9 protein-coding genes are annotated in these 13,296 nt (G+C 56.6%); 3 read left to right on the top strand and 6 right to left on the bottom strand.

All coding sequences use genetic code 11. The annotated features are described in order from the left end of the window. The first annotated feature begins 423 nt into the window (after positions 1-423). The 3 genes from gltB (at position 424) to ACMYSN_RS17445 (ending at position 7,702) form a co-directional block, all read left to right on the top strand. A complete protein-coding gene (gene gltB / locus ACMYSN_RS17455; protein WP_123756293.1) occupies positions 424-4,884 on the top strand; it encodes a glutamate synthase large subunit in 4,461 nt (1,486 codons plus the stop codon). A gap of 9 nt (positions 4,885-4,893) precedes the next feature. Next, the gene (locus ACMYSN_RS17450) at positions 4,894-6,312 is read left to right on the top strand and encodes a glutamate synthase small subunit (protein WP_123756292.1); all 1,419 of its coding nucleotides are present in this window, start codon (positions 4,894-4,896) and stop codon (positions 6,310-6,312) included. Positions 6,313-6,446: 134 nt separating this feature from the next. Then, positions 6,447-7,702 (top strand): IS3 family transposase gene (locus ACMYSN_RS17445; RefSeq protein WP_462495604.1). Its coding sequence is split into 2 segments (ribosomal slippage): positions 6,447-6,798 and positions 6,798-7,702, totalling 1,257 coding nucleotides; the frame shifts between segments, so codons are not numbered across the junction. Here the strand turns inward: ACMYSN_RS17445 and nanQ are convergent. The 6 genes from nanQ to nanR all read right to left on the bottom strand — a co-directional run bounded on the left by nanQ (position 7,703) and on the right by nanR (position 13,248). Next, positions 7,703-8,167 (bottom strand): N-acetylneuraminate anomerase, encoded by a 465-nt coding sequence (nanQ, locus tag ACMYSN_RS17440; protein WP_462495603.1) that lies wholly within the window; start codon positions 8,165-8,167, stop codon positions 7,703-7,705. It abuts the gene before it with no gap. Then, on the bottom strand, positions 8,164-9,039 hold the full coding sequence (gene nanK / locus ACMYSN_RS17435) for an N-acetylmannosamine kinase (RefSeq protein ID WP_462495602.1): 876 nt from the start codon (positions 9,037-9,039) through the stop codon (positions 8,164-8,166). The genes nanQ and nanK overlap by 4 nt, the downstream gene beginning before the upstream one ends. After that, positions 9,036-9,725, bottom strand: a complete 690-nt coding sequence (locus ACMYSN_RS17430; RefSeq protein ID WP_462495601.1) for an N-acetylmannosamine-6-phosphate 2-epimerase — start codon at positions 9,723-9,725, stop codon at positions 9,036-9,038. The genes nanK and ACMYSN_RS17430 overlap by 4 nt, the downstream gene beginning before the upstream one ends. A 49-nt stretch (positions 9,726-9,774) precedes the next feature. Next, positions 9,775-11,262 (bottom strand): MFS transporter, encoded by a 1,488-nt coding sequence (locus tag ACMYSN_RS17425; RefSeq protein ID WP_462495600.1) that lies wholly within the window; start codon positions 11,260-11,262, stop codon positions 9,775-9,777. Between the two features lie 160 nt (positions 11,263-11,422). Next, entirely contained in the window at positions 11,423-12,325 is a 903-nt protein-coding gene (gene nanA / locus ACMYSN_RS17420; protein WP_462495599.1) for an N-acetylneuraminate lyase, read from the bottom strand. A gap of 140 nt (positions 12,326-12,465) precedes the next feature. Continuing rightward, positions 12,466-13,248, bottom strand: a complete 783-nt coding sequence (gene nanR, locus ACMYSN_RS17415; protein WP_462495598.1) for a transcriptional regulator NanR — start codon at positions 13,246-13,248, stop codon at positions 12,466-12,468. Positions 13,249-13,296: the final 48 nt, after the last annotated feature.

Raw genomic sequence — 13,296 nt, 5'->3', positions numbered from 1 at the left:
AAATAGCCAGTTCAGCATATGACGATAATGATAAGCTATCGATATAGTGAGACAGATCACACTAGAATATGCTTTCCGCTGCGTTTCATTGTTGTTTAAAACTCCCTATTTTCCTTAATAATCATAACATTAAGCACCTCATAGCACATTTTTGTATAAATAAGATTGCCATTTGACGTAAGTGCCGATTCCCGATAAGTTGGGAATCCGCTGGAAGCTTTCTGGATGAGCACTCTGCTCATCATATTTATGCAGTAATTGAGATTCCCTCTTACAGCAAGTCCTCAAACTTGCGTACCGATGCGAAAAGGATTTAAAGAGGGCGAATGCGAGGTGCAAACCACCCCGTCGCCATGCTCTTTCTGTGCCCGTGCGCAATCGGTATCGGAGGGTGTCCCGTAGAGCCTGGGGAGGTTCACTGATATGTTGTACGATAAATCCCTTGAGAGGGATAACTGTGGTTTCGGCCTGATCGCCCACATAGAAGGCGAACCTAGCCACAAGGTAGTGCGTACCGCTATACACGCACTGGCCCGAATGCAGCACCGCGGCGCGATCCTTGCCGATGGTAAAACCGGCGACGGTTGTGGCTTGCTGCTGCAAAAACCCGATCGTTTCTTCCGTATCGTTGCGGAGGAGAACGGCTGGCGTTTAGCCAAAAATTATGCCGTCGGGATGTTATTCCTTAATAAGGATCCTGAACTGGCTGCTACGGCGCGCCGCATCGTTGAAGAAGAATTACAATGTGAAACCCTGTCTATTGTCGGTTGGCGCGATGTGCCGACTAACGAAGGGGTTCTCGGTGAAATCGCCCTCTCCTCGCTGCCCCGTATTGAACAAATTTTTGTTAACGCCCCGGCAGGCTGGCGCCCGCGCGATATGGAACGCCGTTTGTTCATCGCTCGTCGCCGCATTGAAAAGCGCCTGCAGGAAGATAAAGATTTCTACGTCTGCAGCCTGTCGAACCTGGTGAATATTTATAAAGGTCTGTGTATGCCGGCAGATTTGCCGCGCTTTTACCTGGACCTCGCGGACCTGCGCCTGGAATCAGCAATTTGCCTGTTCCACCAGCGCTTCTCCACCAACACCGTCCCACGCTGGCCGCTGGCACAACCGTTCCGCTACCTGGCACATAACGGTGAAATCAACACCATCACCGGTAACCGCCAGTGGGCGCGCGCGCGTACCTATAAGTTCCAGACCCCGTTAATTCCGGATCTGCACGATGCAGCACCGTTCGTTAACGAAACCGGTTCCGACTCCAGCTCCATGGATAACATGCTTGAGCTGCTGCTGGCCGGCGGGATGGATATCGTGCGTGCCATGCGTCTGCTCGTGCCACCAGCCTGGCAGAACAACCCGGATATGGATCCGGAGCTGCGCGCCTTCTTCGACTTTAACTCCATGCACATGGAGCCGTGGGATGGCCCGGCGGGCATCGTTATGTCCGACGGTCGCTACGCGGCCTGTAACCTCGACCGTAACGGTCTGCGTCCGGCGCGCTACGTCATTACCAAAGACAAGCTGATCACCTGTGCATCAGAAGTCGGTATCTGGGATTACCAGCCTGACGAAGTGGTGGAAAAAGGCCGCGTTGGCCCGGGCGAACTGATGGTTATCGATACCCGCGCAGGCCGCATTCTGCACTCCGCGGAAACCGATGACGATCTGAAAAGCCGCCATCCGTATAAAGAGTGGATGGAGAAAAACGTCCGCCGTCTGGTGCCGTTCGAAGACCTGCCTGACGAAGACGTTGGCAGCCGTCAGCTGGATGACGATACCCTCTCCAGCTACCAGAAACAGTTTAACTACAGCGCTGAAGAGCTGGACTCCGTGCTGCGCGTGCTGGGTGAAAATGGCCAGGAAGCCGTCGGCTCGATGGGCGATGATACCCCGTTTGCGGTGCTCTCCAGCCAGCCACGTATTATCTATGACTACTTCCGTCAGCAGTTCGCGCAGGTGACCAACCCGCCGATCGATCCGCTGCGTGAAGCGCACGTGATGTCGCTGGCCACCAGCATCGGCCGCGAAATGAACGTCTTCTGCGAAGCGGAAGGCCAGGCACACCGTCTGAGCTTCAAATCGCCAATCCTGCTGTACTCTGATTTCAAACAGCTGACCACGATGGAAGAGGAACACTATCGCGCCGATACGCTGGATATCACCTTTAACGCCACCGAAACCACGCTGGCCGAAACGGTGAAAGCGCTGTGCGATAAAGCTGAACAGATGGTACGTAACGGTACCGTTCTGCTGGTGCTCTCCGACCGTAATATCGCTAAAGATCGTCTGCCGGTACCGGCCCCGATGGCGGTTGGCGCGATCCAGACCCGTTTGGTAGATAAGAGCCTGCGCTGCGATGCCAACATTATTGTTGAGACCGCCAGCGCCCGTGACCCGCACCACTTTGCGGTGCTGCTGGGCTTCGGCGCCACGGCTGTCTATCCGTACCTGGCCTACGAAACGCTGGCAAAACTGGTCGATAGCAAAGCTATTGATAAAGCCTACCGCTCAGTGATGTTGAACTACCGTAACGGTATCAACAAAGGCCTGTACAAGATCATGTCCAAAATGGGCATTTCGACTATCGCCTCTTACCGCTGTTCGAAGCTGTTCGAAGCGGTCGGCCTGCATCGTGAAGTTTCCGACCTGTGCTTCCTCGGCGTTGTCAGCCGTATCGGCGGCGCGGGCTTTGATGACTTCCAGCAGGATCTGCTGAATCTGTCCAAACGTGCGTGGCTGGTCCGTAAGCCGCTGGCGCAGGGTGGCCTGCTGAAATACGTTCATGGCGGTGAATATCACGCCTATAACCCTGACGTAGTGCGCACGCTGCAACAGGCCGTTCAGAGCGGTGAATACAGCGATTATCAGCAGTATGCGAAACTGGTCAATGAACGTCCGGCCGCGACGCTGCGCGATCTGCTGGCAGTGAATCCTGGCGAGAACGCCATCAGCATCGACCAGGTTGAATCGGCAAAAGAGCTGTTCAAACGCTTCGATACCGCCGCTATGTCTATCGGTGCATTGAGCCCGGAAGCGCATGAATCGCTGGCGGAAGCTATGAACAGCATCGGCGGCTTCTCTAACTCCGGCGAGGGTGGCGAAGACCCGGCGCGCTATGGCACCAATAAAGTGTCGCGTATTAAACAGGTTGCTTCCGGTCGCTTCGGCGTTACCCCGGCATACCTGGTCAACGCCGATGTTATCCAGATTAAAGTGGCTCAGGGCGCGAAGCCGGGCGAAGGTGGGCAGTTGCCGGGTGACAAAGTCACGCCGTACATTGCCAAACTGCGTTATTCGGTTCCAGGCGTAACCCTGATTTCGCCGCCGCCGCACCACGATATTTACTCTATCGAGGATCTGGCACAGCTGATTTTTGACCTCAAACAGGTCAACCCGAAAGCGATGATTTCCGTGAAGCTGGTTTCTGAACCTGGCGTCGGCACCATCGCCACCGGCGTGGCAAAAGCCTATGCCGACCTCATCACCATCGCTGGTTATGATGGCGGTACCGGTGCCAGCCCGCTATCTTCGGTGAAATACGCCGGCTGTCCGTGGGAACTCGGTCTGGTGGAAACCCAGCAGGCGCTGGTAGCCAACGGCCTGCGTCATAAGATTCGCCTGCAGGTGGACGGCGGCCTGAAAACCGGCCTTGATATCATCAAAGCGGCGATTCTCGGCGCGGAAAGCTTCGGCTTCGGCACCGGCCCTATGGTCGCACTGGGCTGTAAATACCTGCGTATTTGCCACCTGAACAACTGCGCAACCGGCGTAGCAACCCAGGATGACAAACTGCGTAAGAACCATTACCACGGCCTGCCGTTCAAAGTGACAAACTACTTTGAATTCATCGCCCGCGAAACCCGCGAGCTGATGGCCGAGCTGGGTGTGAAGCGTCTGGTGGACCTGATTGGTCGTACCGACCTGCTGAAAGTGCTGGACGGCTTTACCGCGAAGCAACAGAAGCTGGATCTGAGCAAACTGCTGGAAACCGCCGAGCCGCATCCGGGCAAAGCGTTGTTCTGCACCGAAAGCAACCCGCCGTTTGATAACGGGGTGCTGAACGCGCAGCTGCTGCAGCAGGCAAAACCGTTTGTTGACGGCAAGCAGAGCAAAACCTTCTGGTTCGATATCCGTAACACCGACCGCTCCGTAGGCGCTTCGTTGTCCGGCTATATCGCCCAGACCCATGGCGACCAGGGGTTAGCGGCCGATCCTATCACCGCGCACTTCAGCGGTACCGCGGGCCAAAGCTTCGGCGTATGGAACGCCGGTGGCGTTGAGCTGCACCTGACCGGTGACGCCAACGACTACGTCGGTAAAGGGATGGCAGGCGGTCTGCTCTCCATTCGTCCTCCGGTGGGTTCTGCCTTCCGCAGCCACGAAGCGAGCATCATCGGCAACACCTGTTTGTACGGTGCGACCGGTGGTCGTCTGTACGCCGCAGGTCGTGCGGGTGAACGTTTTGCAGTACGTAACTCCGGCGCCATCACCGTGGTCGAAGGCATCGGCGATAACGGCTGCGAATACATGACCGGCGGTATTGTCTGCGTACTGGGTAAAACCGGCGTCAACTTTGGCGCAGGGATGACCGGCGGCTTTGCTTACGTGCTGGATGAAGACGGAGACTTCCGTAAACGTGTGAACCCTGAACTAGTGGAAGTGCTGGACGTTGATTCTCTGGCTATCCATGAAGAGCACCTGCGTGGTCTGATTACCGAACACGTGCAGCTGACCGGTTCGTCTCGCGGCGAAGAGATCCTGGCCAACTGGCCGGCCTTTGCAGCGAAATTCGCGCTGGTTAAACCTAAGTCCAGCGATGTTAAAGCACTGTTGGGTCACCGTAGTCGTAGCGCAGCAGAGCTGCGTGTGCAGGCGCAGTAAGGAATTCAGATGAGCCAGAACGTATACCAGTTTATCGACTTACAGCGTGTTGATCCGCCAAAGAAACCGCTGAAGATCCGCAAAATTGAATTTGTGGAAATTTATGAGCCGTTTTCAGAAGGCCAGGCCAAAGCACAGGCAGACCGCTGCCTGTCCTGCGGTAACCCGTACTGCGAATGGAAATGTCCGGTCCACAACTACATCCCTAACTGGCTGAAGCTGGCTAATGAAGGGCGTATTTTTGAAGCGGCGGAGCTATCGCATCAGACCAACACACTGCCGGAAGTCTGCGGGCGCGTTTGCCCGCAGGATCGCCTGTGCGAAGGATCCTGTACGCTGAATGATGAATTCGGCGCGGTGACTATCGGTAACATCGAGCGCTATATCAACGATAAAGCGTTCGAAATGGGCTGGCGCCCGGATCTCTCCGGCGTCAAAGCCACCGGTAAAACCGTGGCCATCGTTGGTGCAGGCCCCGCGGGCCTGGCTTGTGCGGACGTCCTGACCCGTAACGGCGTCAAAGCGGTGGTCTTCGATCGTCACCCGGAAATCGGCGGCCTGCTGACCTTCGGTATCCCGGCATTCAAGCTGGAGAAAGAAGTCATGACTCGTCGTCGTGAAATCTTCACCGGCATGGGTATTGAGTTCAAACTCAACGTCGAAGTGGGCCGGGATGTTCAGCTCGACGACCTGCTGAAAGAGTACGATTCGGTGTTCCTCGGCGTCGGGACCTATCAGTCCATGCGCGGCGGGCTGGAAAACGAAGAGGCAAACGGTGTCTTTGATGCCCTGCCGTTCCTGATTGCTAACACCAAGCAGACCATGGGCTTTGGCGAAACGGCGAGCGAGCCGTACGTCAACATGGAAGGCAAACGTGTCGTGGTACTGGGCGGTGGCGACACCGCGATGGACTGCGTGCGTACCTCCGTACGTCAGGGGGCATCGCATGTCATCTGTGCCTATCGTCGTGACGAAGAAAACATGCCGGGCTCCCGCCGCGAAGTGAAAAACGCGCGTGAAGAAGGTGTCGAGTTCCAGTTCAACGTTCAGCCTCTGGGCGTTGAAGTTAATGCCAACGGCAAAGTGTGCGGCGTGAAAATGGCGCGTACCGAGATGGGCCAACCGGATGCTAAGGGTCGTCGTCGCGCAGAAATCGTCGCCGGCTCCGAGCACGTTGTCCCGGCTGATGCGGTAGTTATGGCGTTTGGTTTCCGTCCGCACAGCATGGAGTGGCTGGCGAAGCACGACGTTGAGCTGGATTCTCAGGGCCGTATTATCGCCCCGGAAGGCAATGAAAATGCGTTCCAGACCAGCAACCCGAAAATCTTTGCTGGCGGCGATATCGTACGCGGTTCCGATCTGGTGGTCACCGCCATTGCCGAAGGTCGTAAAGCGGCTGACGGGATCCTCAACTACCTGGAAGTGTAATACCCCTGCCCGGATAAACGACTTATCCGGGCGGAAAGACAACGCCCGTGGGTGAAAACCCGCGGGCTTTTTTTATGGCAGTGACCCGTCCTGAATAGCGTTGACACGTTCCTGACTTAAATCCGGAGAACGTGATGATGACTGAGTTCAAACGCACCCAACGTGATTATCCTCTATCCTTTAAAATAGCCGTTGTCGGGCAGGTCGAAAAAGGCGAGATGACCTACAAGCAGGCCCAGCAGCGGTATGGCATTCAGGGGCGCTCCACCGTGCTTGTCTGGCTGCGTAAATATGGCCGGCTTGACTGGAGCCCCGGTCTTCCTGACCTGGTGAAGAGGAAACTGCCTGTGGCTCAGACGACTGTCCCGCTTACACCCGAGCAAAGAATCAGGGAACTTGAAGAACAGCTTAAGCTGGCAAACCAGAAAGCTGAGTTTTTTGAATCGGTTATCAATGTTCTGAAAAATGATTACGGGGTGAGCATCGTAAAAAAGCGGCCCGGCAAGTCCTCTCGCAAAGTCCGGCCAAAAAAATAACCGTTACACGCGTATGCCAGTTCCTGGGGCACAGCAGACAGGCATGGTATCAGGACAACACAAGGCGCAGAAAACAACAGGAACATCATGCTCAGGTTCTTGATTTTGTTGCCCGCGTCAGGTGCCGTCAGCCGCGAATCGGTACGCGTAAACTGCACTATCTGCTGAACACTCAGGCCGATAAAACGCTGAATATCGGACGGGACCGTCTGTTTAACCTGCTGGATGAATACCGACTTCTGGTGCCAGTGAAACGGGCATATCACAAAACCACCAACAGCCATCATCGCTTTTACCGGCATCCTAATCTGCTGAAACCCGGCCCTGAACAGGTTACCGCCCTTGGGCCAGAGCAGGTCTGGGTCGCTGATATAACTTATCTTCCTCTGCGCAGCGGCACGGCTTATCTGAGTCTGGTCACTGATGCCTGCTCCAGAAAAATCGTGGGCTACCATGTCGGGGAAAACCTGCAGACAGAAAATGTGGTAAAAGCGTTCAGACAGGCACTGAGGCAGAGAAAAACGACAGGTCCGCTGGTACACCACTCTGACAGAGGACTGCAATACTGCTCGGTACTTTATCAGTCAGTTCATGAAAGAAACGGAATAACCTGTTCAATGACCGATGGTTATGACTGCTACCAGAATGCGCTGGCTGAGCGGGTAAACGGGATCCTAAAAAATGAATTTTTACTCTCGCGTCCTGCAAACCTGGCGCAGGCCCGGGAAATGGTAAAAGAATCCGTGGCAATCTATAACCATGAGCGGCCACACCTGGCCCTGAAATACAAAACGCCCGATGATGTTCATCAGGCGTTTTACAGACAGAAAACTGTCAACCTATATCAGGACTAGTCACAGCAGCAGATCGGCGCGAACCTTAATCACCACTTTTTTGATGTCGGCAGGGAGAGTCACCTGACAACCGGGTTTATGCGGCTCTCCGGGCATAAATACCGCAAACATCTCCGGCTGCAGCGTCAGCACCTGCTCCCCGGCAATGCGCTGGCACAGTTGATAATCCTCTTCTACCCGTGCGGCCTCGCACTCACGTGCTGAGCCTGTCGCGCCGTAGAAAATCCGCTCCGTTCCCGACAGCAAAATCTGGATATCGATAAACTGCATGTGCAGTTCGGCTTTCTTCTCTTCAGGGGCACCGGTGGTGAACTGCATGACGTTCATAAACAGATTATCGCCCTGTAATTCGTAGCTGCCCGGAGCCTTATTGTGCAGGTCGTGGGCCTGTGCCAGCGCAATAGCCCGCACCAGCGCCGTCGGTAACCCGGCCGGCAGAGGCTGCTGTAAATGACCAAAAATCATATCGTTGCTCCTTGTCCCCATAATGCCGCACCCAACAGCCCCGCATCATGTCGGTAACGGGCTTCCCGCAGCGGAACCTGATAAACCGCGGGCTCTTGTGACAAATATTCCGCCACCAGCGGCAGATAACCGCTGGCCAGGCCGATGCTGCCGCCGACCACCACGCAGTCACAGTCTGTGACGGCTTTAAGATCGGCAATCAGTCGTGCCAGCGCTCGTGCCGAACGCTGGATCAAGTCCTGTGCCTGCAGATGTCCTTCGCTGGCCAGGGAAAAAATCGCTCTGGCATCCAGCCCACTCAGATCGTCACGGGCCGCCGCGGCGATACCGCGCCCGGAGGCGATCGCTTCAACGCATCCCCGCCGACCGCAGCCACAATCTGGCCCGTCAGGATCCGCCAGCGTGTGGCCACAATGGCCGGCCAGACCACCGCGACCGGTATGCAGTCGGCCATGGCTGACAATCCCGCCCCCGACGCCGGTTGAGACGGTGAGAAAGACCATCTCCCCCACCTTCTCTGCCAGCGCATGATATTCCGCCCACGCCGCGGCCTGCGCATCATTGATCGCGATGCCCGGGAGCCCGGTCAGGCCGGACAAACAATCGAGCAAAGGGAAGCGGGCCAGGCCTCCGAGGTTCGCTGGATTAATCGCCGTTAAGATACCGTCCTGAATAATGCCGGTAGAGGCGATAGCAAAACAGGTCGCGCGCTCGGCAAGAGGTGCCACCAGCGTCTCCAGTGCAGCGGCTAACGCTGCGGGAGTCCGACTCGCTGGGGTTGGCATTTCACGTCGTTCGAGAATGTTAAATTCCCCGTCAATCAGCGCGGCAGCAAGCTTAGTGCCACCAATATCAATCGCCAGTGTTGTCATTGCACCGCCTTTTTCAGCGCGGTGTTGTACCACCCGCAGATATGTTCCAGCCGGGTAATGGCGGAACCGACGGTCACCGCCCACGCTCCCTGACGCATCGCCTCTGCCGCCTGGGCTGGTGTGTTGTAACGCCCTTCGGCAATCACCCGACAGCCTGCCGCGTGAAGCGCCTGCACCAGGGCCAGATCGGGCTCGTCCGGCGTATGCGCTGTGGTATAACCCGACATCGTGGTGCCAATAATTTCCGCTCCGAGTCGCTGGCAGAACAGGCCATCCTCAACGGAGGAGCAGTCGGTCATCGCCAGCTTGTTATGCTGATGGATTCGCGCCAGCAGCGCCTCGATCGCCACCGGACGCGCGCGCTGGGTGCCATCGATAGCAATAATATCTGCACCCGCCAGCACCAGAGCATCCACATCCTCGAGGAACGGGGTGATGCGCACTGGAGAATCCTCGAGGTCGCGTTTCAGAATGCCAATAATCGGCACCGTCACCAGGGCACGAGTCGCTTTCAGATTTTCCACTCCCTCAATGCGCAATGCCACTGCCCCGGCCTGCTCAGCCGCCAGCGCCATCGCGGCAACAATCGCTGGCGTATCCAGCGGGCTACCGGGGACCGGCTGGCAGGAGACAATTAACCCGCCATCGATCTCGATGCGGCGATCCAGTTGTTCAAGCAAAGACATAATAACTCCCTGATATCTGTCATGGCCCGGCATCAGCACCGGGCGTCGGCTACCTGGTTTTCAGTAATCCGCTTTTGTTGGCACCGAATGCCACCGCACCGCTCAGCGGTTTGCCATCAATTGCATCATGGGTACGTACCGCTTCCGGGCGGATCCAGCGTTGCACGCGGGAGGGCATATCCAGACCGATAAGCAGGATCACCACAAAGGTCAGACCGAACGACAGCGATCCCAGCGTGGTGCCCAGATCCATCCGCTGTGCGATCAGCGCCCCGAGAACCGGCGCGATCGCTCCGCCCAGCGCCCCGACGTTATAGGTAAAGCCCAGACCAGCGGCGCGTTGATCGGTATCGAAATAACCGCCGATCAATTTCGGTAAGATCCCAGAGATCCCCTGCCCCAGCATCTGCTGGAAGAACAGTAACAGTCCCAGTACCCACACGTTTGTACCGCCAATAGCAAACACCGGAATAATCAACAGCTGGGATGCCAGCAGGCTACAGACATAGGCTTTGCGCGTGCCCAGCCAGTCGCCGAGAAAACCGCCGACGCAGCAGCCCACCGCCGCGCCAAAGCCGCTGAAGAACAGCACCTTCGCCACGGTGGTATGGTCGTACGCGAGTTCTGTTTTGAGATAGGTGGGCAAAAGCGCCTGGATCGGCCACGAATAGAGAAAGGCGAACAGGACCACCACCATCAGCGTCACCCCGGTTGGCCAACGCTTGCCGCTGCTCTGCACCATAAAGCTGATAAAGATCGCCGCGCAGACCAGCCCCAGTAGCACCACGATGCCGGCATTTTGCAGATCGCCTGCAAAGCAGAACCATAGCGCGGTCGCAGCCATCATAGTCAGGAAGATATTGATAACCCGATGCTTTCCGCAGTACAGGATATCCACCATCGTGCGGACCGGCGCCTGGCCTTCATGCTTCTCTTTCCAGTCCTCGGCTTCCGGAATGTTCTTGCGTAACCACAGCGCAAAGACAATCGGCACGATGCCAATGAAAAACAGCGCGCGCCAGCCCCAGACCGGCACCACCAGGCTGTAGACCTGTGCCGCGATCACCGCCCCGACGGAGAAACCGGAGATCAAAAAGCCGCTGGCCTTGTTGCGCATCTGTTTTGGCCAGCTTTCAATGACGTAGGTCGCGCTGGAGCCATACTCCCCCGCCATGCCCATACCAATCACCAGTCGGGCGATAAACATGGTAGTAAAGCCGGGCGCAAAGCCGCAGGCCAGCGTACCGACAGAAAACAGGATAATACTGGTGACCATTGCCAGCCGGCGTCCGTAGCGGTCGCCCATTGCGCCCAGCATCAGCCCACCAAACCAGCGTGAAATAAAGGCGGCGGAAATCAGGCTGGCGGCCTCAACGGTGGTCAGGCCAAACTCGCCCTGAATTTCCGTCAGGACCAGGGCGATTAAGACAAAATCAAAACCATCAAGCAAATATCCCAACCAGGCGGCGGAGAACGCCCGCCACTGTGCCCGGTTGAGATGGCGATACCACGGGATGTTCTGGGTCGTTGTACTCATTTTACTCTCCCGCGATGGGTCAGACCCACGCTTGGCTTTTGATACCGGATGTCGTTTGCACCACACCCGATACAGACAGTGTTGTTACCCGGACAAGGCATATTGTGCCGGTGGCCGGGAATATCCCCGCCCGCGCAATGCGGCGGGGTGCGCGTTCGTCTTAACCCAGCAGCGCTTTCTCCTGCTGCAACTGCTGCGCCAGCACCTTCAGCTCCGGCAGGAACTTCTCATCGACCGGGGAGAACGGTTTGCGGCACAGCGGCTCCGCCACCACATCCATATAATGCAGGACGGTTTTCAGGCCGCGGAATACACCGGTTTTGATCAGCAGATCGATGACCTTGTTGCACTCGCTTTGCAGCCTCTGCGCTTTTGCGATATCGCCGGTTCGCAGCGCCTGCACGATCCCCTGATAGCGCCATCCCATAATGTTGTAGGTGCTTCCGATCCCGCCGTCGGCGCCCGCCAGCAGGCCGGAGGCAAAGATCTCGTCATAACCGTTATAAAGCACCAGATCCGGATGCGCGCGACGGATTTGCTCCATCTGGAAGAGATCGCCCGAGGTTTGCTTCAACGCGCCCACGCCCGGCAAGGTCACCAGCGTGTTGATCTGCTCGAGAGTCAGCTTAACGCCGCTGAGCGCCGGAATGTTGTAGACCACCATCGGTAAACCATTAGCCGAATCAATAATGGCCTGGTAATGAGCGCAGTGCTCTTCAAAACTGAAAGGGTAGTAGAACGGCGTAACGGCGGAAACGGCATCGTAACCGTAGTCGTCCGCGGCCCGGGCCAGCTGCTGGCTCTCCAGAGTGCTGACGCAGCCGACGTGGGCAATCAGCGTCATTTTCCCTTTTGCTTCTTCAGCCACGATCTCCAGCACTTCCTGGCGCTCTGCGCTGCTTTGCACAAAAGCCTCGCCAGTCGAGCCGCCAACGTATAACCCGTCAATGCCCTGGCTCAGGTTAAAGCGCACCAGCCGGCGCAGGCTCTGAGTATCCAGCTTTTGTTGCCCGTCGAACGGCGTAAGCAGCGCCGCCATCACTCCACGTAAATTGACCGCCATATAAACCTCGTAGTGATATTGCCTGTGATTAATGATGTACCTTTATACCTGTTATACCAGACAGGTTGCGCGGTAGCCTCATACAGAACGCTTATTATGCGATCTGCTTCACTAAACAACGATCCTGACGATCGTCTGTCTTATTTTGTGGGGTGCTTTTTCTGGCCGAAGGCGTGCCAGGTCGCGGAAACGCTATTGAGGTGGCTTTGTAAGGCGCGATCGGCTTCATCGGGGTCGCGACGCCGAATGGCTTCGACGATGTCGATATGCTGTTGGTAGCTGACAGTGTTGTGTTCGTGCAACGCGTGCTCTGGGACTTTCGGTCGTGCGGCAATCAGCCAGTCCAGAAGCGCGACATGGATGGCCATAAAAATCGGGTTCCCGGGGATTTCCGCCAGCACCCGATGAAATTCCACGTCAGAACGGATAAACAGCGCGTTGTCATCAAGCGACTGGCTGTTGATCTTCAAGGCCTGCCCCAGTTTATCGATCTGCTCATCACTGGCGTGCTCCGCGGCATAACGGACCAGGCTGGATTCAAAAAACAGGCGCAGCTGTTCAAAATGGGCGATACCGCCAGGGTGAGACAGGAAGTCTTTCGCCATCCCCGACAGTTCACCAATGATGGTGTCGGCGGAAGGCCGGGAGACGCGGGCGCGTTCGCCGTTGCTAATCTGCACCAGGCCTTTACGTTTTAATGCGGCCAGCGCTTCGCGCACAGAAGGACGACCAACGTTGAAAAAGGTCATCAGCTCACGCTCAGACGGGAGTTGCTCACCTTCAGCAAACTCACGGCGACGGATCATATTCTCGAGCTCTTCCTCTACCATTTCAGAGAGCTTTTTACGCGCCAGCGGACGGCGGCGCAGGCTGCTACCGATGGCGGACGAGGTTTCTTCTGTCTGGGGATCAATTGCGCTCATAGGGACCATGTGTGATGTGTGACAGCAAGTGACGACGGGATCATCTTA

This window comes from Klebsiella sp. R445 (assembly GCF_051131755.1).
Lineage (GTDB): Bacteria > Pseudomonadota > Gammaproteobacteria > Enterobacterales > Enterobacteriaceae > Klebsiella > Klebsiella lignicola.
This window is presented reverse-complemented; position numbering and strand designations above follow the sequence as displayed.

Bases quoted from the DNA above. Each gene is read 5' to 3' on its own strand.
- ACMYSN_RS17430 (WP_462495601.1), bottom strand. From the start codon at position 9,725: ATGTCTTTGCTTGAACAACTGGATCGCCGCATCGAGATCGATGGCGGG.
- ACMYSN_RS17425 (WP_462495600.1), bottom strand. From the start codon at position 11,262: ATGAGTACAACGACCCAGAACATCCCGTGGTATCGCCATCTCAACCGG.
- nanK (WP_462495602.1), bottom strand. From the start codon at position 9,039: ATGACAACACTGGCGATTGATATTGGTGGCACTAAGCTTGCTGCCGCG.
- nanR (WP_462495598.1), bottom strand. From the start codon at position 13,248: ATGAGCGCAATTGATCCCCAGACAGAAGAAACCTCGTCCGCCATCGGT.
- nanA (WP_462495599.1), bottom strand. From the start codon at position 12,325: ATGGCGGTCAATTTACGTGGAGTGATGGCGGCGCTGCTTACGCCGTTC.
- nanQ (WP_462495603.1), bottom strand. From the start codon at position 8,167: ATGATTTTTGGTCATTTACAGCAGCCTCTGCCGGCCGGGTTACCGACG.
- gltB (WP_123756293.1), top strand. From the start codon at position 424: ATGTTGTACGATAAATCCCTTGAGAGGGATAACTGTGGTTTCGGCCTG.
- ACMYSN_RS17450 (WP_123756292.1), top strand. From the start codon at position 4,894: ATGAGCCAGAACGTATACCAGTTTATCGACTTACAGCGTGTTGATCCG.